A 19,606-nucleotide genomic window follows, 5' to 3' on the forward strand; every position below is an offset into this window, starting at 1 on the left:
CTGTCATCGCTCCGGTACGTCGTCGCGGTACTCTTGGGCCATGAGTTCCGCAGCACCGTCCCCCTGTCCGCGCCGCGCCGCCCGGCCGTCGTATCCACCGCTGTTCCACCGGCTCCCCGTCCGTCTGGCGGGAGTGAGTGCCATCGGGATGATGGCGCTCCTTGGTACCGGTGCGCCGGCTGCATGGGCGGATCAATCAGTCTCCGTGGTCGCGCAGCAGCCAGGAGTGCTCACCTCAACGGTGACCGACAACGCCGGGGTCCTGGACGCAGGGCAGGTCGCGGAACTGGAGGCGAAGATTCGCGACTACCAGAAGTCCTCGGCGAAGAAGATCTACATTGTCTTCGAGCGCGACTTCGGTGGCATTGAGGGCTCCGAATGGGCGGAACGGGAGTTCCGGGCCAATGACGGCGCCAATGTTCTCGTCTACGCGGTGGCGGTGGAATCCAGGGACTACGGGCTGAGCTACGGGAAGGAGTTCTCTTCCTCCGAGGTCGAGCGCATGCGTGACGCGGCGTACGACCATCTGGTGGACTCCGACTTCACTGGCTCCGCCTTCGCGCTCGTCGATACTGCCTCCGGTTCCGGCGGCGGGATGTCCGGCACCGGGTGGTTGTTCCTGCTCGGTGGAGGTGGTGCTGCCGCGGCGACTTTCGTCGGTGTGAAGCGCTCCGCGAAGAAGAATTCCCGGAAGAAGCGCGCCGCTCTCGTCAGCGATGCCCGGGCGCTACCACCGGAGCAGTCGGACCGGCTAGAGGACATGCCGCTGGATGTCCTCGAACAATTGGCGCAGGAGGAGCTAGTAAGCACCGACGAGTCAATCAGGGGGGCCCGCGAGGAGCTCGATCTCGCGGTGTCCGAGTTCGGCGCGGAACGCACGCGCCCGTTCACCCGCGCGATGAACGACTCGACGGGGACGCTGCAGCGGGCCTTCGCGACGAAACGACGTCTCGATGACGCAGTCCCCGAAGATGCCGGGACCCGCCGGGGCATGCTGATCGACATCATCACCAGCTGCAAGAAGGCAGACCAGGCACTCGAGGCCAAGGCCGACGAGTTCAGCTCCATGCGGAATCTGCTGGTCAACGCCAACAGTCGCCTCGATGAGCTCACGCAGAAGACCATCGCTCTACGCACGGATCTTCCGCAGGCTCGCGAGTCACTCGAGCAGCTGCACGAACGCTTCGACGCCGGGTGGGTGTCCGCTCTGGACGACAACCCGGATCTGGCCGAGGCGCACTTGAACGAAGCCGAGTCCACCATGGAACGGGCCCGCGCACTGGCCGCGAGGCCCGCCGGGCAGCAGGGCGGCCTCGTGGACGACATCCGGCACATCGAATCTGCTCTCCAGCAGGCGGAGAAGCTCCTCGACGGGGTGGAGCACGGGGAATCCAACATCCGTGCGGCGCGGGCCAATCTCGGCCCACTCGCCGACGAGATCAGGGCTGAGATCGCCGAGGCCCGACAGATCATCTCCTCCGCCGAGCGGGACGGCCTCGGTGTCGATCACTCTGCTCTCACCGAGATCGCCGGACGCGCGGAGAAGGACAGCGCCGCGGCGATGGCCCGGGCCGACAGTGACCCGCTGGGAACGTGGGAGACGCTGCTCGCCCTCGACGCAGAACTAGATGACCGTCTCGATTCCTTCCGTACCCGGGCCGCTGACGCGGGGCGCAGGCGGGAGATGTTTGACCGGGCGATGGGGACCGCGACGACAACTCTGCAGGCGGCGGAGGATCTCATCTCCACCCGCGGCAGGGTGATCGGCGGAACCGCCCGGACGCACCTCGCGGCGGCCCAACGGCTGCACGCGACGGCTCTCAACGACCGTGACGGAGATCTTCGGGCCGCCACCCGTGCGGCAGGGCAGTGCGTGTCGGCGTCGAATGCGGCACTTGCTGCCGCGCAGCGGGACATCCGTGACTACGAGCGCCGGATGAATCGCCGCAGTGGTGGCGGGAACGGGGCGTTCGTCGCCGGCATGGTCCTCAACTCGATCCTCAGCAACGGTGGTCGAGGCGGTGGCTTCGGCGGGGGATTCGGTGGCGGCGGCGGCAGCTTCGGCGGTGGCGGCGGAAACCTCGGCGGGTCTTTCGGCGGCAAATTCTGACGCCACCCCGGGGTCAGACCCTGAGGTTGTGTTCCACCGCATCGACGAGGACGCACGCCCACGACAGCACGATGCCCTGGATCATGGGCAGATCGGCGTGCCGGGGGCCGTCGAAGACCTTCAGTGCCCCCCTGAGATCCGGGTGCGTCGAGGCGACGATTCCGGTGGGCCCGATGATGTCCCGGTCGGTGCGGAACAGGGAGCGGCGGCGCAGGGTGTACCGAGTTCCCGCACAGTAGCCCGTCAATCGGCGGACCGTGAGTCCCTGTTGGAGAACGGTGTAGACCTCACCGCCCGAGAGCGTGGCCCGGCACCGGAACCGGAGGCCCGGGGCGGAACGCTCGACCAGTATCCGATCGTCCACGGTGTGGATCACGCCGGCGGACATCATCGCGATGACGTCACCGTGACCGTCCCTGAGGTAACCGTCCGCCCAAACCCAGTGATCGGGAGACTCTGCCGCGAACAGCCCCGCCTTGTCCTCGTCCCCGGCAGACATCGTTCCTCCGGCGCTCAATTCAGGAAGAACCAGATGATCAGTGGAGTCAGGATCAACAGGCTCACCGTGAGCACCACGGTCGAGCTGATCATCTTCGCTTCAAGGGCCATCCGGGACACCCACGCGGCGAACACGGCGCGGTCCACCGGTAGGGTCACGTCGGGTTCCATCTCCACGATGACCTTCCTGACGCCGTGGTTCGCCCCGGAGAACTGTCCCAGTTTCGTCCCATCGGCGGCCTCGATGACCCAGTCCGTGCGGGCTTCGTTGACGAAGACTGCCTCCGATTCACCGGCGAAGTCGACCGTGATCGTTTTAGCGCGGGCCAGTCTGGGTTTGTTGGGCGTCGCGGTGAATACCCGACCGTCGGCGAGGGTTGCGCTGAGGGGGCCGGATTTCGGGGCTGACAACCGCCATTCAGCGCCCTCGACCGTGGCGAGGTGATCGTCCACGGGTTCGGTCTCAAAAACGGCAACGTCCCGGTCCCCCAGTGCGAGGGACAGCGTCGTGTGCCCGTCGGACGTCTCCCGTGGTCCCCAGGTCAGATTCTCCATGGCGGTGTGCCAACCTTTCTTCCGGTGAACAGGTGACCCGGTCCGGGGCACCCAGTCTCCCCTGAGGGAGGTGTCAGCAGCCGATCAGGCGTGCGGCGAGGTAGCTCTCCAGCTCGTCGAGGGCGACCCGCTCCTGCTCCATGGTGTCACGCTCACGAACGGTGACCGCGTTGTCCTCGAGCGTGTCGAAGTCGACCGTGACGCAGAACGGGGTGCCAATCTCGTCCTGACGACGGTACCGGCGGCCGATGGCGCCGGAGGTGTCGTACTCGATGTTCCAGTGCTGGCGCAGGGTCTCGGCGACCTTCTCCGCGGTCGGGGTGAGAGTGTCCTTCTTGGACAGCGGCAGAACCGCGACCTTTACTGGCGCGAGACGACGGTCGAGCTTCAGCACGACGCGCTTGTCCACGCCGCCCTTGGAGTTCGGGGCCTCATCCTCGTGGTAGGCATCGACGAGGAACGCCATCATCGAACGACCGAGACCGGCTGCGGGCTCAATGACATAGGGGGTCCAGCGCTCGCCGGATTCCTGGTCGAAGAAGGAGAGGTCTTCGCCGGAGCCTTTCGCGTGGGTGGACAGATCGAAGTCAGTGCGATTGGCCACGCCCTCGAGCTCGCCCCACTTGCCGTTGGCGAAGTGGAACGCATACTCCACGTCGACGGTGCGCTTTGAGTAGTGCGACAGCTTCTCCTGCGGGTGCTCGTAGAGGCGCAGGTTCTCCGGGTCGATACCGAGGTCGACGTACCAGTTGAACCGGTGGTCGATCCAGTACTGGTGCCATTCCTCGTCCTCGCCGGGCTTGACGAAGAACTCCATCTCCATCTGCTCGAACTCGCGGGTCCGGAAGATGAAGTTGCCCGGGGTGATCTCGTTACGGAAGGACTTGCCGATCTGCGCGATACCGAACGGGGGCTTCATCCGGGCTGAGGTCATGACGTTCTTGAAGTTGACGAAGATGCCCTGGGCGGTCTCGGGACGCAGGTAGTGCAGGCCCTCCTCGTCGTCGACGGGGCCGAGGAACGTCTTGAGCATGCCGGAGAACTCGCGGGGCTCGGTCCAGTTACCGGGCTGGCCGGTCTCCGGGTCGTTGATGTCGGCGAGGCCGTTTGCCGGCGGGTGCCCGTGCTTCTCCTCATAGGCTTCCAGCAGATGGTCGGCGCGGTAGCGCTTGTGGGTGTGGAGTGACTCCACGAGCGGGTCTGTGAACACCTCCAGATGACCGGAGGAGACCCAGACCTGGCGGGGCAGGATGACCGAGGAATCCAGACCGACGACGTCGGGACGGGAGGTCACCATGGATCGCCACCACTGCTTCTTGATGTTCTCCTTGAGCTCGACACCGAGCGGGCCATAGTCCCACGCGGAGCGGGTACCGCCGTAGATCTCGCCGCAGGGGTAGACCAGTCCACGTCGTTTACAGAGGTTCACGACGGTTTCAATGGTGGTTTTCTGTGCCACGGTTCTTCAGTACTCCTATAAGGGAAGATGTACGGTTCGTTGATGCTCGGTGACGGCGGCGTCTGGGTTTCACCTTCCCGGTGACTCCACAGAAGCCAGAGCACACCGGCGGAGGGCTCTCACCCCGCCGCACCAGTCCAGAACCAGTCTAGCCCGCGGGGCCCGAGGCTCAGGATCGGCCCGGGGTTTTCCCTGCGGTCCATCCTGCGGCGCGGCGGCAGGTACGGGGTAGCGGACAACCTGGACGCGCTATCATGTGGGGAACAGACTGTCTCGCCGCCGTACGGTCCGGCGGCAGGGGGAATCCAGCCCTCTCCCCCTGAATCCGGGCAGCTGATCATGCACCCTGCAGGAAGGACCCCGCACATGTCCGCCAACCAGGACTCGACCATTCCGAAGCTGGGTGTGCGCAGCACCCGTCAGCGCGCCGCCGTGGTCGAGGTACTCCGCGGTCTGGACACCTTCGCTTCCGCGAAGACGATCCACCGCGAACTCGGCGAACGCAACCACAAGGTCGGTCTGACGACCGTTTACCGGACCCTCCAATCGCTCGCGGATATCCATGCGGTCGACGTGCTGCACATGGCGACCGGTGAGTCCCTCTACCGGCACTGCGACACCGAGGCGCACCATCACCATCTGGTCTGCACCGAGTGCGGTCACACGATCGAGATCGAGGGCGGACCGGTGGAGAAGTGGGCTCTGGAGGAATCCCGCCGCAACGATTTCCAGCTCACCGGCCACACCGCCGAGGTGTTCGGCTTGTGCGCCGACTGCCGTGCCGGACGGAGCACCGGCACGGACAACTGACGGGGACCGGAGAGCGGCGTCAGTCAGCTCATCAGACCAGAACGCCAAGCACGTTGCCGAGGCCGAATGTGGCCGCCGCGGCACCAATGCCGACGGCGAGTTGGACCAATGCCTTCCGGAGGGGCTGTACCCCGGACAGCAGCCCCACGATGGAGCCGGTACACAGCAGGGCGATCCCGACAAGAATGCAGGAGATCACCGTGGCCGTCAGGGTGGACAGTCCGAAGAAAAACGGCACACACGGGATCAGTGCACCGGATGCGAAGAACAGGAAACTGGACACTGCGGCGGACATCCCGGAGCCGACGACCTCTGGATCAGCAGGCGCTGCGCCGACCGGAACCGTCGATATCGCCTCCCGTTCCACCGGTCGATTCGCCCGGATCCCGGCGAACACCACCGCAGCTTTCGCTTTCGCCTCCTCTCCGCTCATGCCACGTGCGCGGTAGACCAGCTCGAGTTCATTGGAGTTCACGTCCAGCTGCGGGAGCTGGGCGGAGGCCATCGGATCGGCGGTGGACGCCTCGAGGAGGTCCCGCTGCGAGGACACCGAGATGTACTCTCCGGCGGCCATGGACAGTGCCCCGGCGAGCAGGCCCGTCAACCCAGTCATCACGATGACACCGTTGCTCGTCACGGCCCCCACAACACCGAGGATGAGAGCGAGGTTACTGACCAGGCCGTCGTTCATGCCGAACACGGCGGCCCGGAAGTTGCCGGAGATCTGTTCCCTGCCCCGGGCCGCGAGCCCGCGCACGACCTCAGCGTGGATGCACTCGTCCGCGGTCATCTGGTCGGTAGCGTCTTCGTCATCCAGGTACGGGGTGCGCTGCTCTGCGGACTGCATGAGGGCGAGGGTGAACACGCTGCCGAAACGACGGGCGAGGAAACCCATGAGGAGGGTGGAGTAGTCGGGGCGCCGCGGCATTCCGACGTGATTGCCCAGCAGGGTGCGCCAGTGTTCCTCGTGCCGGGCCTCCGCGTCGGCGAGGGAGAGGAGGATGTCGCGTTCCTCGCCCGTCTTGTGCAGAGCGAGCTCGCGGTAGACGGCGGCTTCTGCTCGTTCGTTGGCGAGATACCGCTGCCACCGTTTGATCTGTGCGCGGGTCGGTTCTCCCACCACAGGAGCTTCGGAGTTCTCCGTCATCTATCTGACCCCCCCAAAACGCCGGTCCCGGTGTGCATACTCGATGACCGCGTCATACAGATCCTGCGGCGTGAAGTCGGGGAACAGCTTGTCCTGGTAGACCATCTCGGCGTAGGCGGACTGCCAGAGCAGGAAGTTCGACGTCCGTTTCTCACCCGAGGGACGGAGGAAAAGATCGACGTCGGGCATGTCCGGCTCATCGAGGAAGTTCGGGAAGCTCGCCTCGGTGATCTGCTCAGGTCGTAGACGACCGGCCGCGGCTTCTGCAGCGATGGCCCGGGCGGCATCGATGATCTCGGCTCGCCCACCGTAGTTGACGCACATCGCGAGCGTCATCGTGGTGTTGTCCTTGGTCAGTTCCTCGGCAGCCTCCAACTCACGGATCACCGAGCGCCACAGCCGCGGCCGACGCCCGACCCACCGAACACGCACCCCCTTGGCGTGCAGACCGTCCCGCTGCCGACGCAGCACATCCCGGTTGAACCCCATGAGGAACCGAACCTCATCGGTGGAGCGCCGCCAATTCTCCGTCGAAAACGCATACGCCGAGAGATAGGGCACACCGAGGGCGATACAGGCGTCCACGACGTCGAGAAGCACCGCCTCCCCCCGGCGGTGCCCCTCCGTGCGCTTCATGCCCCGCTCCGTGGCCCAGCGGCCGTTGCCGTCCATCACCAGTGCAATGTGCTTGGGAAGGAACTCGGCGGGGATATCGGGCGGGGTGGTGTTCACATTCACCGCTCCATTGTGCCACCCGGCCCCGTCCCGGGAAACCACCCCGGTCACTGCTCACGGTCAGCCCTGATCGAGCAGGTCCAGGGACCGGACCCGGTGTTCCAGGTGCCAGTGCAGATGCGCACGCACGAGTTGATGCGCCTGACCGGCGAAATCAGTGAATACCCCGTCCCCAGTGTCCTCGGAGGCCGCCCGCGCCGCCTCCACCGCCGGCCACGCTTCGTGGGCGAGCCACCACATGAGGCGGAGCACCGCTTCATCGGGCGTCGCCGCCCCGGGAGGCCTGCACGTCCCGCACACCGCTCCCCCGGCCGCGGGGTGGAAGGCGTGGTGCGGTCCGGGTCGCCCGCAGTGCGCGCAGTCGAACAGGCTCGGCGCCCATCCGGCGTGCCCCATCGCCCTGAGCAGGAAGGAGTCGAGTTCGGCCGTCGGGTCGGGGGCGGTGCGCAGGCGGGCCAGCGCTGCTGCGCTAGCGTCGAACAGCCACGGATCATCGCCGAACTCGGCGACGGCGAGGCGTTCCGCGGACTCGAGGACCGCGCAGGCACAGGTGTAGCGGGCGTAATCCTCGATGATCCCGGAACCGTGATAGGCCACCGTGTCTGCGTCGGTGATGCTGTACAGGTTTCGCCCCGGGTACAGCTGCACGTCGATCTCGACGAACGGCTGGAGGCGGGACCCGAACCGTGACCGGGTGCGCCGCACGCCCTTCGCCACGCTGCGCACCAACCCGTGTCCGCGGGTCAGGAGTACGACGACGCGGTCGGCCTCACCGAAGTCGTGGGTCCGCACCACGAGCGCCCGGTCGCGGAAGCTCGGTGCACGCATCCTAGAAACCGAGGCGGCCGAGCGCCTTCGGGTCGGACTGCCAGTTCTTCAACACCTTGATCCGTAGATCGAGGTAGATGTTCTGGCCAATCAGCTCGATGATCTCCTTACGGGAGTTGTGGATGATCCGACCCAGCCTGCGGCCGTCCTTGCCGATGATGATGTCCTTCTGACCGGGACGTTCCACGTAGAGGACCGCGTGGATGTCGAGGACATCGGGGCGTTCCTCGTTCGGCAGGACCTCGTCGATCTCGACGGCGACCGAGTGTGGCAGTTCATCCTTCAGGCCGGCGAGCGCGGCCTCCCGGATCAGCTCCGACATGCGGGTGTTCCGGTCATCATCGGTGATGTGGTCGTCCGGGTAGAACTTCGGCCCCTCAGGGAGCACACCAGTGAGAACATCGACGAGAACGTCGAGTTGTTCACCGGACTGCGCGGAAACCGGGATGACCTCGCAGTCACCGCCGAGCATCTCGTGCAGGGCCATCAGTTGTACGGCGACGCTGTCGCGGGAGACCTTGTCGACCTTGGTCACGATCCCGACGATGGTGGTCTTCGGGGCAACCTTCTTCACCGCGTCGAGGATCCACCGGTCGCCGGGACCGATCTTCTCGTCCGCAGGCACCGTAATGCCGATGACGTCGACGTCCGAGTAGGTTTCCTTCACCATTTCGTTCAGCCGTTCGCCCAAAAGAGTCCGCGGGCGGTGGAGGCCCGGGGTGTCCACGACGATGATCTGGGCGTCGGGACGGTGCACGATGCCACGGATCGGGTGGCGCGTGGTCTCCGGCTGGTTGGCGGTGATGGCGATCTTCTCGCCGACCAGTGCGTTCGTCAGGGTCGACTTGCCCGTGTTGGGCCGCCCCACGAAGCTGACGAAACCGGAACGGAACCCCTCGGGGGTGTCGGTGAAAGAAGTCAACGTTGTTCTCGTCCTCCACGGAGCCGAACGGCCCCGGATTGTCGGTGGGTGATACTGATGGACCCGACCACCCCGTACATGGGGCGGGCGGTTCCGGATGATCTCCCATCGTACCCCGTGGGTACTCCACGACCGCGGAGCACGCTCAGCGGTCGTCGGTGCTAGCGGTCTCCCGATCGAGGACCGTGACGATGACGGACCGGACACGCATGCGGCCCCGCCGGTCCCGCCCACCCTCCGCGGTGAGTTCCAACCCGCAGGTCTGAACAGTCGCTCCAGGTAGAGGTACCCTACCGAGTTCGTAGGCGATGAGCCCGCTGACGGTCTCCACCTGGTCGGTGATGTCCTCACCGAACTCCAGCTCGATGTCGAGGTCCTCGTCGACGAGATCAGCGAGATCCTCGAGGGTGAGCCGGGAGACAACCCGGTATCGGCCAGAGTCAAGCTTCTCGATCGGTGCGACCTCCGCGGAATCGTACTCGTCGGCGATCTCGCCGACGATCTCTTCCAGGATGTCCTCGATGGAGATGAGACCGGCGATACCGCCGTACTCATCGACGAGGAGAGCAATGTGGTTCCTGTTCAGCTGCATCTCCCGTAGGAGATCATCGAGGTTCTTCGAGTCGGGAACGAAGGTGACGGGCCGCATGACATCCACGACACTGACGCTGTGCCCGTTGTCACTCGACGAGTACGTCCTCTGGACGAGATCCTTGAGGTAGACGACACCAACGATGTCGTCAACGTTCTCTCCCACCACCGGAATCCGGGAGAACCCGGAGCGCACGCACAGTGCGGTCGCCTGACCTGCGGTCTTATCCGATTCGATCCAGATCATCTCCGGACGCGGGACCATGACGCTGCGGGCCGTGGTCGACGCGAGGTCGAACACCGACTGGATCATGCGGCGCTCGCCGATCTCCACAATGCCGTGCTCCTGGGCGATGTCGACCATCTCCCGAAGCTCGACCTCGGTGTTGAACGGCCCGTCACGGAAGCCTGCCCCGGGGGCGAGGATATTGCCGAGCCAGATCAGCACCTTGGTTACCGGCCCGAGCAGGTGCGCCAGCACGGAGAGCATGAGAGCCGACTTGAGGGACACCGTGTACGGGTTCTGGCGGCCGATCGTCCGCGAATAGACCCCGACCACGACGTAGGTGACCAGAGTCAGAGCGCCGATCGCCGCAACCAGGGCCCAACCCCTGGAGTCGATCAATTGGAATGCGAGGGCACCGGTACACACGGCCGCAGTTGATTCCAGGAGGGTCCGGAGGAGCACGAGGAGGTTGATGTGGTCGGCGCGGCGGTCCACGACCTGAAGTAGATTCACCGCCCCCGGACGTTCGTCCTTGACGAGTTCCTCGACGCGGGCGCGGGAAATTGAGGTTACCGCAGATTCGACGGAACCGAGAGCACCGGAGGTGATCAGGGCAGCAGCGGCGCCGAGAGCCAGTAGGACTGGATTCACGGTCAGTTCTTCTCCGTTGTGCCCGGCTCGGCGATCACGGGAATCGTACCGTCCGGATTCACATGGTCGAGGGCCTCACGATCCGAGGCGCTCGGGAACGCACCCGGCCCCGAGGGCTTGGGCTGATAGTGAACGCCCCGGGCCTCGAGGTCGTCGTACCAGTCAGCCAGGATCTCGTTCTGCAGCGCGAACATCTCCCGTTCTTCATCGGGTTCGACGTGGTCGTAGCCGAGCAGATGCAGGACCCCATGGACGGTGAGCAGGGAGAGCTCATGGTCGAGACTATGTCCGGCACGGGCGGCCTGTCCCTCGGCGAACTCGGGGCACAGGACGATGTCCCCGAGCATTGCGGGGCCCGGTTCCGCGGCGTCGGGACGCCCGGAACCGGGGGTCAGTTCATCCATCGGGAAGCTCATCACGTCGGTGGGCCCCGGCAGATCGAGCCAGCGTTCGTGGAGTTCAGCGATAACATCAGGGTCGACGATGTGCAGGGAGCACTCCGCCTGCGGGTGCACGTCCATGCGGGACAGTGCGTAGCCACAGACGTCGATGAGCATCTCCTCGTTCACATCGCCGTACGCCGCCTCATTAAAAACCTCGGTGCTCATGACAGATCCCGCCCCTTCGTCTCCGTGTTCTCCCAGTCCTCGTACGCGTCGACGATGCGGGCAACCAGCTGGTGCCTCACGACGTCCTCACTCGTCAGTTCGGCGAAGTGCACTCCGTCGACACCGCGGAGGATGTGCCGCACCAGCCGCAGCCCCGACCGCTGACCGCCGGGCAGGTCGACCTGGGTGACGTCACCGGTGACCACCATCTTCGACCCGAATCCGAGTCGGGTGAGGAACATCTTCATCTGCGCCGGGGTGGTGTTCTGTGCCTCGTCGAGGATGACGAAGGCATCGTTGAGGGTGCGCCCCCGCATGTAGGCCAGCGGCGCGACCTCGATGACACCGGCCTCCATGAGCTTCGGGATCATCTCCGGTTCGACCATGTCGCGCAGAGCGTCGTGCAACGGACGGAGGTAGGGGTCGATCTTCTCGTTGAGGGTGCCGGGGAGGAAACCGAGCTTCTCCCCCGCTTCGACTGCGGGACGGGTGAGGATGATGCGGCTCACTTGTTTGGTCTGCAGCGCCTGCACCGCCTTGGCCATCGCCAGATAGGTCTTGCCGGACCCGGCGGGTCCGAGACCGAAGACGATGGTGTTGTCGTCGATGGCATCGACGTATTCCTTCTGTCCCAGGGACTTCGCCCGGATCACCTTGCCACGGCGGGCGATAATGTCGCTGGCGAGGACGCTGGCTACGGACTGTGGTGCTTCACTGGTGATGAGGTTGACGGCGTGCTTCACGGCCGTCGGACTGATGTGCCCGCCCCGACGGGCGGTCGCCTGCAGCTCATCGAGCACCCGGCGGGCACGGGACACCTCGTGCGCGGGCCCGGTCAGCGTGACCGTGTTCCCCCGGACGAAGATGTCGCAGTCGACGTACTTCTCCAGTGTCTTCAGATTTCCGTCGGTGGTACCGAGCACGCTCTGCACGAGCGCCGGGTCGATGTCGAAGGTCTCGGAGACACTCTCGGTGGTGTTGTAGATGGCCACGTGCGGAGCTTCGCCTACTTTCGGGGAGATGTTCGGTGGATCTGCCTGCTGATACCGCGACCGGCAGGCTCATGGTGGACCTTACCAGCGGGAGCTGGACACTCCGATGGCGGAAAGCGCGGACAGCGCCGCAGTCGCGGTGCGCAGAACCTCGGGCCCCAATCGGACGGATCGAGCACCGGCTGCGGTGAACCGGTCAACCTCCGCCGGGGAGATGCCTCCCTCGGGACCGATGACGAGAACCACGTTCCGGGAATCAGCCCAGTTGATCGTGGTGAACGCGACTGCGGACTCCTCGTGCAGCAGGACAGCTTCGCCACCACCCGAGACGGTGTCCCGGATGATTTTCTCCACGTCACCGCCGTCGGCGAGGCCCGGGACCCGGGGGACATCGGTGCGCCGGGACTGCTTCGCCGCAGCGACGGCGGCGGCCCGCCACTTGCCCAGTGCCTTGTCGCGTTTCGGCCCGTTCCAGCGGGCAATGCACCGGTCGGCCTGCCACGGAATGATGGCGTCCGCACCACCCTGACATGCGAGATCGACGGCCAGCTCCGCACGGTCCGCTTTCGGGATCGCCTGGACAACAGTGACCCTGGGGTCGCGTACCGTGGGCGCCAGAACCTGATCCACGGCGAGGATCATGGTGTCCCGGCCCTCGGTCTCCCGCACCGTGCAGTGGACGGCCTTACCCCGGCCGTCAGCCAGAATGAGTTCATCGCCAGTGCCGAGACGCCGCACGCTGACGGCGTGCCGGGCCTCAGGCCCAGTGACGGTGACGGTTTGACCTGGACCGGGTAAGGGTGCCGGTGCCGTACCGGCGAGCACCGCGTCGAGATCGGCGAGAAAGACGGGGAGGGTCATCGCCGGAACCGGTTACGGAGTCGACTGAACAGGGTCTCCTCCCCGTCACCCTCGCGGTTGACCTCGGCCAATTCATCCCGGTGATTGCGGAGCTTCTCGAGAAGGGCGCGGGACCGGTCATCCAGTTCGCGGGGCACCACGACGTCTAGATGTGCGACGAGATCGCCTGCCCCTTCGGCGCGCAGGCGCGGCATGCCTGAGCCTGCGAGCCGGATACGGTCTCCGGGCTGGGAGCCTGCAGGCAGAGTGATCGTCAGCGATTCACCGGTGAGGGTCTCCGTATGTATCTCCGTTCCGAGGGCCGCGTCGACCATGGGCACCCGGACAGTGAGGTGGAGATCGTCACCCTGGCGGCTGAACACGGGGTGCCGCTGGACGGAGATCTCGACGTAGAGGTCACCGGCGGGCCCACCGCCGGGGCCGACCTCCCCCTGGCCTGCCATCCGGATACGCATGCCGTCATCGATACCGGCGGGCACCGTGACCACGAGATCGCGGCGCGCCTTGCAGCGCCCCTCCCCGTGGCACCGGTTGCAGGGATCCTGGATAACGTCGCCGGTCCCCTGACAGGTCGGGCAGGGGCGGGAGGTCATCACGTTCCCGAGGAAACTGCGCTGCATCTCCTGCAGTTCACCGGTACCGGAACAGGTCTGACACGGGACGGGTTTGGCTCCCGATGCGGAGCCGGAACCCGAGCACTCGTCACAGAGGATCGCGGTGTCGACGGTGATCTCCTTGCGGACACCGACGAAGGCGTCCTCGAGTGTGATCGAGGTACGCAGAAGAGCGTCGGCACCAGGCTGGACGCGGGACCGGGGGCCGCGACCGGTGCCGCCACCGCCGAAGAAGGCGTCGAAGATGTCTCCGAAGCCACCGCCACCGAAGCCGCCACCGAAGCCGCCGCCACCGCCCTGTTCGGCGGGGTCGCCGCCGAGATCGACGATGCGGCGCTTCTCCGGGTCCGTCAGGATCTCGTAGGCGAGGGACACTTCCCGGAACTTTTCCGCCGCCTCCTCACCCGGGTTGACGTCCGGGTGGTACTTGCGGGCGAGTTTGCGGTAGGCCTTCTTGATCTCCGAGTCCGATGCGGAACGGTCGACGCCGAGAATGCCGTAGTAGTCACGAGCCACGTTGTCTGATACTTCCTTCTGTCACCGACCATATCGCGGTCGGAATGAGGGTTTTGGGTGCGTGTTCGGGGGCGGGGTACTCCCCCGCATTCCTCCCATAGTAGTGAGCGCCCGGTACTTCGCCCAAGCGGGTACCGGGTTCGAGGTATCGGTCGCGCTTCCCACAGCGAGACCGGCGGAAACAGGCCCTCACCCAATTCCGTGTGCGCCACTGCCACCGCGCGCACGGTGTGGACACGGGCGCACCCCGTGCCCGGTCGCCGTTCCACACCACACAGAGGTATCCGACGTGCACAATGCCCCGGCCGCACCCATGTTCCCCGCGCGGCGGTACGCACCGTCCGCGTGGATCACGCGCCCTGGTGTGCCCTCATCCGCCGCTCCGCATAGATCCCGTTCCACGGAGAAGTGCGGAGCCGAACCAGGGCAGAGAACGCGGGTGCGCTGGATCTCCCTCTCGTCCCGTTGTGTAGAAGCACCGGACCTACCGGGGTCGGGTGAACTAGCGCTCTCCTGCGGGCGAAATGCGGGCGCTTGGGCCACAGCCTGCACCGTGCTCCGGTGACGCAGCTGCCAACAAGTCTCCTTCCGGAGGGTTTGCGCAGCTAGTTCCCGCCGAGCACCCGGGAAACGTAGCGGGCGACGGCCTGGACTTTGGCGATGGTGCCGGGGTAGTCCATATAGGTGGGCCCGACGACCCCCATTCCACCGAAGGTCGCCCCGGTCGCGCCGTAACCGGTGCTCACGATGGAGGCACCGCGCAACTGGTCGTCCTGATTCTCCTCACCGATGCTCACGTGTACGACGCCGTGCGCGGTGACGCTGGACAGCAACCGGAGCACCACGACCTGTTCCTCCAGAGCATCGAGGACCGTGGGGAGTCCGGCGGGGAAATCGCCGGTCAGGCGGGAGAGATTCGAGGCGCCGGCGAGAACCATCCGCTCACTGGGGGCTTCGACGAGTGTCTCGATGAGTGTGGTAGACGCCCGGATGACGGCGGTCCTGATGTCAGCCGGGGCATTCGCCGCGAGATCGGCCATCGAGACTGAGGCGTCACTCAGGGTCTTGCCCACGAGTGCCTGGTTTAGCACGTCGCGGAGTCTCGCCACCTGATCGGCGGTGAGCTCGATATCGGTGTCGACGTTGCGCTGATCAACGCGTCCCGTGTCGGTGATGAGGACGAGCAGAATTCGGGAGGGGGTGAGCTGCACGACTTCGCAATGCCGGACTCGGGAGACATCCAGGGTCGGTAGCTGTGCGACTGCGGCTTGTCTGGTGAGCTGGCTGAGCAGCTGCACACCGCGCCGCAGAACATCCTCCAGGTCAACCCCGTCCTCGAGGAAGTTCTGGATCGCCCGCCGTTCCACCGGGGAGAGGGGCTTGACCTCGTGGAGCGAGTCGACGAAGAGCCGGTAGCCCTTCTCTGTGGGGATCCGGCCGGAGCTAGCGTGCTGCTGCACGATGTAGCCCTCGGATTCGAGGACGGCCATGTCGTTGCGGATGGTGGCGGAGCTGACCCCGAGTCGGTGGCGTTCGACCAGTGCCTTGGAGCCGACGGGTTCGTGGGAAGCGATGTAGTCGGTGACGATGGCGCGCAGCACCTCGGCGCGTCGCTGGTCGGTGGCTCCGGCCATGTCCGATCCTCTCCCCTGCTGTGTTTCCGGCGGCCATCGGATGGGCGATATCACCGGGCGTCTGCTTCCGCTGTCCGCACCCCAGTATAAGGGCCGGTACAGGAACACAGCTTTCCCCCAGCTTCCTCCCGGCTCGACCCCGGGAAGGCCCCCTAGCGTGACATCTCAGCCGACCTGTGCGGGTCGCAGTATCCGAAAGACCGAAAGGCCCTGGTTTCCGATGTCACTTTCCTCCGTTCTCCGCATCCCCCGCCCACGCCGTCTCCTCACCGGGGCGGCCGCCGCATTGTGCCTCGCCGCCACGGGTTGTTCCGGGAGCGGGGACGGCACAGTCCTGGCCGCCCACGAGTACCGGGCCGCGGAGATCGAGGACGTGAGCCGGGCGGTCCAGGCCACGGCGACGGTGACGGCCGCGAAGACGGAGGCCGTCACCACCGCTCTCACCGGTCCACTCACCTCCCTGTCGGTCACCGCCGGGGATCGGGTCGAGGCCGGGCAGTTACTGGCGACGGTCGATGTGTCATCCGTGGAGCGGGAACTCGCGAACCAGAGGTCGCAGCAGGCGACGACACTGACCTCGGAACTCAATTCCCTGGAGCAGGCGCAGCAGAAACACCGCCAGTACAAGGAGGGGCTCGATCAGTCGTTGAATCCGGAGGTGAACTCCGCGCAGGCGGCGTTGCGCACGGCGACCGCCGCGCACGAGGACGCGGTGCGCGCATTCGAGGCGAAGAAAGCGGATGCGGCGAGCGGCCGTGATCCGCGTCTGGTCGAGCAGGAGCGTGCCCTTGAGCAGGCGCGCCAGCAGGTCCTTAACGGGGAGATCAATTTGGCTCGGGCCGGGGTGGCATCTGCCGCCGCGGCCTTGCAGACCGACCCTTCGGTGGAGGGCGTGCAGCAGTCCGTGACCACCCACATCGGCACGGTGGAGTCAGCGACCGCCCTGCAGAACTCGGTGAAAGATCTGAACAACCGCCAAGCTGCGTACACGACCGCTCTCCAGGCGGTGGACCGTGATCTGGCGGAGGCCCAGCGGTCGGTCGCCTCAACCTTCGAGGCGAAGAAGGAAGCCGCGGTTTCCGTGGAATCGGCGAAGCTGACCGCCCGGCAGCAGTTGGAGTCTCTGGCCAGTAGTGTCGAGCAGGCCCAGCGTGCGGCCCAGGTAGCCCGGGAGTCCGTCGGTCGGGGCACCGATCATCTGACGCGGGACATCAACGCGAGAGAGATCCGGGCACCGTTCACCGGGGTGGTGGTCAGCGTCGGTGCGGAGGTCGGCCGCCCTGTCGCCGGTTCCGTGGTGACCCTCGCGGATGATTCCGGGATGATTCTGCGCACCGAGGTTCCGGAGGTTGATGTGGCCGATCTGAAACCCGGCGCGGAGGTCACGTTCACGACAGCGGCAACCGGTGGGAAGACGTTCCGGGGGAAGGTGGCGCGGGTGTCGCCCGTGGCGGGAGTCCAGGTGGGTGTTCCGGCGACCCAGCAGGCTGGGACGTCCGGTACCGCTTCCGCCTCCGGTGCGCAGCGTCCGACGTTCCCGGTGGAGATCACGATCGAGGGGGACACGAAGGATCTGCGGATCGGCGGTAGCGCCCGGGCCAGGATCGTGCTTGCGGCGGACGAAGGTGGTCTCGCGGTGCCCCGTGAAGCGGTGTTCGAGCGTGCCGACGGCACGAAGGCCGTTCTCGTCGTCGCAGGAGCCGAGGGCTCCGGGTCGAAGGGCACCGTGGAGGAACGGCGCGTGGAGACCGGTACCGAGGGCGACGTCACCGTCGCCGTCACCGGTGGCGAGCTGAAGAAGGGCGAGAACGTGATCAGCCAGGGCTCGACCCGTCGTGACCTCCTGGGTACCACGGTGACGCTCGGGGACGCCGCATGAGCCCGCTGGTGGAGATGCGGGGCATCGTCAAGACGTACAACATCGGTACCGAGGGGGAGCTGACGGTGCTCCCGGGGTGTGACTTCACCGTGGAGCACGGCGAGTTCGTCTCCGTGGTGGGTGCCTCGGGTTCGGGTAAGTCGACGCTGATGAACATCATCGGGCTGCTCGACCGGCCGACGTCCGGTAGTTACCATCTCGCGGGCGTCGATACGCAGGAGCTGGACAGCGATGCTCTGTCGGAGCACCGGAGCAGGTCCATCGGATTCGTATTCCAGAACTTCAACCTCATCGGCAGGATCAGCGCCCGACGGAACGTGGAGATGCCGATGATGTACGCCGGTGTATCGCGCGCGGAACGTACTGAGCGGGCCGTCGAACTGCTGGAGATGGTCGGCATGGGCGGGCGCTTGGATCACCGGCCCAATGAGCTGTCTGGTGGGCAGAAACAGCGCGTCGCGATCGCCCGCGCCCTGGCCAACGACCCGGAATTCATCCTCGCGGATGAACCCACCGGCGCCTTGGACTCGCACACCGGTCGTCTGGTCATGGACATGTTCCACGACCTGAACCGGAATCAGGGCAAGACCATCGTTTTCATCACCCACAATCCCGAGCTCGCAGCGGAAACCACCCGTGTGGTCACCATGCGTGACGGCCGCATCTCCGAAGGGGACCTGCTCCAGTGAACTTCAACGAAGCCCTGCGACTCGCGGTCGGCAGCATCGCTGGAAACAAGCTGCGGGCACTGCTCACGCTACTGGGTGTGATCATCGGCATCACCTCGGTCATCATCGTCCTCACCCTCGGTTCCTCACTGAAGACACAGTTGGTGAAGAGTCTCGCGGATTCCGGAGCGAACGACTTCTCACTGCAGGTCGAGTCCCGCACCGCCGAGAGCGGTGATGACTTCTTATCCCCCACTCCGGTACCCGCCACATCAAAGATCACCCCGGAGCTCATCGACCGGTTGCGGACGAAGTTCACCGGCCAGATCGTCGGAATCCCGATCGGCGAGACCTCTGATCTCTCTGGAACGGTCAGCCCCTCAGACCAACCGCAGACCACGAAACGCGCCCGTATTCACGGGGTGAACCCCGACTTCATCACGATGAGAACCACTGGCGTCACCGCAGGCCGTCCCGTCACCGATGACGATGTTGCCGGTGCCCGACCTGTTGCGGTCGTCTCCCCGGAACTCGTCACCGCCCTTTTCGGCGGGGACACCGCCGGTGCCCCCGGCAAATCCGTCGACGTTGAGGCGACGAACGGGCAAATCATCTCACTCACTGTCATCGGTGTTACCGGGAAATCCTCCGGCGGTGGGATATTCGGCGCCGGTGGTAACGAAACACCGGCGCTCTACATTCCGTGGTCCTTGGAGGACCGTCTCGGCGGCGACCCCGGAACATGGACCCGGCTGTCGGTGCGCCCCGTGGCAGGCACCGACGAGGAGTCTTTCCGCAGGGAACTGTCGGAGTTCGCGGCCGCCGAGTACACGACGGACCCGGATTTCACGGCGAAGGTCACCGACATGAAGAAAGACATCGATTCCTTCCGCCAGGTCATCGACTCGCTGAGTATCGGGTTATCCGTCATCGCGGGCATCTCCCTGCTCGTCGGAGGAATCGGGGTCATGAACATCATGCTGGTCACGGTGACGGAGCGGACCCGGGAGATCGGTATCCGCAAGGCACTCGGGGCGAGGAACCGGGACATCCGACTGCAGTTCCTGGTGGAGGCGATGATCATCTGCCTGTTCGGTGGTGTGATCGGTGTGCTGCTGGGCACGGCGCTCGGTGTCATCGGCGCGAAACTGATGGGCACGATGGTGTTCCCGCCCATCGCCGGTGTGCTGTTCTCACTCGGGTTCTCCGTGGCGATCGGCGGTTTCTTCGGGTTCTACCCCGCCGCCCGTGCCGCGCGCCTCAACCCCATCGAGGCTCTGCGCCACGAGTGACGACGACGGT

Annotated in this window: 18 protein-coding genes; 5 read left to right on the top strand and 13 right to left on the bottom strand. The window is 65.7% G+C overall.

What is annotated here, in order from left to right; translation table 11 throughout:
• Nucleotides 1-40 precede the first annotated feature (40 nt).
• On the top strand, nt 41-2,110 hold the full coding sequence (locus JDV76_RS08350) for a TPM domain-containing protein (protein WP_198736374.1): 2,070 nt from the start codon (nt 41-43) through the stop codon (nt 2,108-2,110).
• 13 nt (nt 2,111-2,123) lie between these two features.
• On the opposite strand, the gene JDV76_RS08355 is transcribed toward JDV76_RS08350, so the two are convergent.
• The 3 genes from JDV76_RS08355 to JDV76_RS08365 all read right to left on the bottom strand — a co-directional run bounded on the left by JDV76_RS08355 (nt 2,124) and on the right by JDV76_RS08365 (nt 4,622).
• Nucleotides 2,124-2,609 carry a hypothetical protein gene (locus JDV76_RS08355; RefSeq protein WP_198736375.1) on the bottom strand — a complete coding sequence of 162 codons (486 nt, stop codon included), beginning with the start codon at nt 2,607-2,609 and terminating at the stop codon, nt 2,124-2,126.
• A gap of 14 nt (nt 2,610-2,623) precedes the next feature.
• The gene (locus JDV76_RS08360; protein WP_198736376.1) at nt 2,624-3,163 is read right to left on the bottom strand and encodes a hypothetical protein; all 540 of its coding nucleotides are present in this window, start codon (nt 3,161-3,163) and stop codon (nt 2,624-2,626) included.
• A gap of 73 nt (nt 3,164-3,236) precedes the next feature.
• Nucleotides 3,237-4,622 carry a glycine--tRNA ligase gene (locus JDV76_RS08365; RefSeq protein WP_198736377.1) on the bottom strand — a complete coding sequence of 462 codons (1,386 nt, stop codon included), beginning with the start codon at nt 4,620-4,622 and terminating at the stop codon, nt 3,237-3,239.
• Nucleotides 4,623-4,988: 366 nt separating this feature from the next.
• Between JDV76_RS08365 and JDV76_RS08370 the strand changes: the two genes are divergently transcribed.
• Nucleotides 4,989-5,432 carry a Fur family transcriptional regulator gene (locus JDV76_RS08370; protein WP_198736378.1) on the top strand — a complete coding sequence of 148 codons (444 nt, stop codon included), beginning with the start codon at nt 4,989-4,991 and terminating at the stop codon, nt 5,430-5,432.
• A gap of 31 nt (nt 5,433-5,463) precedes the next feature.
• Here the strand turns inward: JDV76_RS08370 and JDV76_RS08375 are convergent, their stop codons facing one another.
• The 10 genes from JDV76_RS08375 to hrcA all read right to left on the bottom strand — a co-directional run bounded on the left by JDV76_RS08375 (nt 5,464) and on the right by hrcA (nt 15,757).
• Entirely contained in the window at nt 5,464-6,579 is a 1,116-nt protein-coding gene (locus JDV76_RS08375) for a VIT1/CCC1 transporter family protein (protein WP_198736379.1), read from the bottom strand.
• Complete coding sequence (locus tag JDV76_RS08380; protein WP_248140775.1) at nt 6,580-7,311, bottom strand: isoprenyl transferase; 732 nt, start codon at nt 7,309-7,311, stop codon at nt 6,580-6,582.
• A 63-nt stretch (nt 7,312-7,374) separates the two neighbouring features.
• Complete coding sequence (gene recO, locus JDV76_RS08385; RefSeq protein WP_198736381.1) at nt 7,375-8,142, bottom strand: DNA repair protein RecO; 768 nt, start codon at nt 8,140-8,142, stop codon at nt 7,375-7,377.
• A gap of 1 nt (nt 8,143) precedes the next feature.
• Nucleotides 8,144-9,064: a GTPase Era gene (gene era, locus JDV76_RS08390; RefSeq protein WP_198736382.1), complete on the bottom strand. Its 921-nt coding sequence runs from the start codon at nt 9,062-9,064 to the stop codon at nt 8,144-8,146.
• 145 nt (nt 9,065-9,209) lie between these two features.
• A complete protein-coding gene (locus tag JDV76_RS08395) occupies nt 9,210-10,532 on the bottom strand; it encodes a hemolysin family protein (protein WP_198736383.1) in 1,323 nt (440 codons plus the stop codon).
• 2 nt (nt 10,533-10,534) lie between these two features.
• Nucleotides 10,535-11,140, bottom strand: coding sequence for an rRNA maturation RNase YbeY (gene ybeY / locus JDV76_RS08400; RefSeq protein ID WP_198736384.1), 606 nt, complete (start codon nt 11,138-11,140; stop codon nt 10,535-10,537).
• A complete protein-coding gene (locus JDV76_RS08405; protein ID WP_248140831.1) occupies nt 11,137-12,126 on the bottom strand; it encodes a PhoH family protein in 990 nt (329 codons plus the stop codon). The genes ybeY and JDV76_RS08405 overlap by 4 nt, the downstream gene beginning before the upstream one ends.
• 87 nt (nt 12,127-12,213) lie before the next feature.
• Nucleotides 12,214-12,993, bottom strand: a complete 780-nt coding sequence (locus JDV76_RS08410; protein WP_198736386.1) for a 16S rRNA (uracil(1498)-N(3))-methyltransferase — start codon at nt 12,991-12,993, stop codon at nt 12,214-12,216.
• Nucleotides 12,990-14,123 carry a molecular chaperone DnaJ gene (dnaJ, locus tag JDV76_RS08415; RefSeq protein ID WP_198736387.1) on the bottom strand — a complete coding sequence of 378 codons (1,134 nt, stop codon included), beginning with the start codon at nt 14,121-14,123 and terminating at the stop codon, nt 12,990-12,992. The genes JDV76_RS08410 and dnaJ overlap by 4 nt, the downstream gene beginning before the upstream one ends.
• A gap of 605 nt (nt 14,124-14,728) precedes the next feature.
• Entirely contained in the window at nt 14,729-15,757 is a 1,029-nt protein-coding gene (gene hrcA / locus JDV76_RS08420; RefSeq protein WP_198736388.1) for a heat-inducible transcriptional repressor HrcA, read from the bottom strand.
• A gap of 220 nt (nt 15,758-15,977) precedes the next feature.
• Here hrcA and JDV76_RS08425 point away from each other — a divergent pair, with 220 nt between their 5' ends.
• The 3 genes from JDV76_RS08425 to JDV76_RS08435 are packed head-to-tail and all read left to right on the top strand — an operon-like array spanning nt 15,978 to nt 19,596.
• The gene (locus JDV76_RS08425; RefSeq protein WP_198736389.1) at nt 15,978-17,636 is read left to right on the top strand and encodes an HlyD family efflux transporter periplasmic adaptor subunit; all 1,659 of its coding nucleotides are present in this window, start codon (nt 15,978-15,980) and stop codon (nt 17,634-17,636) included.
• Complete coding sequence (locus JDV76_RS08430) at nt 17,633-18,325, top strand: ABC transporter ATP-binding protein (protein ID WP_232958984.1); 693 nt, start codon at nt 17,633-17,635, stop codon at nt 18,323-18,325. Before JDV76_RS08425 ends, JDV76_RS08430 begins: the two co-directional genes overlap by 4 nt.
• Entirely contained in the window at nt 18,322-19,596 is a 1,275-nt protein-coding gene (locus JDV76_RS08435) for an ABC transporter permease (protein WP_198736390.1), read from the top strand. The genes JDV76_RS08430 and JDV76_RS08435 overlap by 4 nt, the downstream gene beginning before the upstream one ends.
• The last annotated feature ends 10 nt before the right edge of the window (nt 19,597-19,606 follow it).

Origin of the sequence: Corynebacterium marambiense, assembly GCF_016342275.1 — a bacterium.
Classification (GTDB): domain Bacteria; phylum Actinomycetota; class Actinomycetes; order Mycobacteriales; family Mycobacteriaceae; genus Corynebacterium; species Corynebacterium marambiense.

Bases quoted from the DNA above. Each gene is read 5' to 3' on its own strand.
- JDV76_RS08350 (WP_198736374.1), top strand. From the start codon at position 41: ATGAGTTCCGCAGCACCGTCCCCCTGTCCGCGCCGCGCCGCCCGGCCG.
- JDV76_RS08355 (WP_198736375.1), bottom strand. From the start codon at position 2,609: ATGTCTGCCGGGGACGAGGACAAGGCGGGGCTGTTCGCGGCAGAGTCT.
- JDV76_RS08360 (WP_198736376.1), bottom strand. From the start codon at position 3,163: ATGGAGAATCTGACCTGGGGACCACGGGAGACGTCCGACGGGCACACG.
- JDV76_RS08370 (WP_198736378.1), top strand. From the start codon at position 4,989: ATGTCCGCCAACCAGGACTCGACCATTCCGAAGCTGGGTGTGCGCAGC.
- JDV76_RS08375 (WP_198736379.1), bottom strand. From the start codon at position 6,579: ATGACGGAGAACTCCGAAGCTCCTGTGGTGGGAGAACCGACCCGCGCA.
- recO (WP_198736381.1), bottom strand. From the start codon at position 8,142: ATGCGTGCACCGAGCTTCCGCGACCGGGCGCTCGTGGTGCGGACCCAC.
- ybeY (WP_198736384.1), bottom strand. From the start codon at position 11,140: ATGAGCACCGAGGTTTTTAATGAGGCGGCGTACGGCGATGTGAACGAG.
- JDV76_RS08410 (WP_198736386.1), bottom strand. From the start codon at position 12,993: ATGACCCTCCCCGTCTTTCTCGCCGATCTCGACGCGGTGCTCGCCGGT.
- hrcA (WP_198736388.1), bottom strand. From the start codon at position 15,757: ATGGCCGGAGCCACCGACCAGCGACGCGCCGAGGTGCTGCGCGCCATC.
- JDV76_RS08425 (WP_198736389.1), top strand. From the start codon at position 15,978: ATGTCACTTTCCTCCGTTCTCCGCATCCCCCGCCCACGCCGTCTCCTC.
- JDV76_RS08430 (WP_232958984.1), top strand. From the start codon at position 17,633: ATGAGCCCGCTGGTGGAGATGCGGGGCATCGTCAAGACGTACAACATC.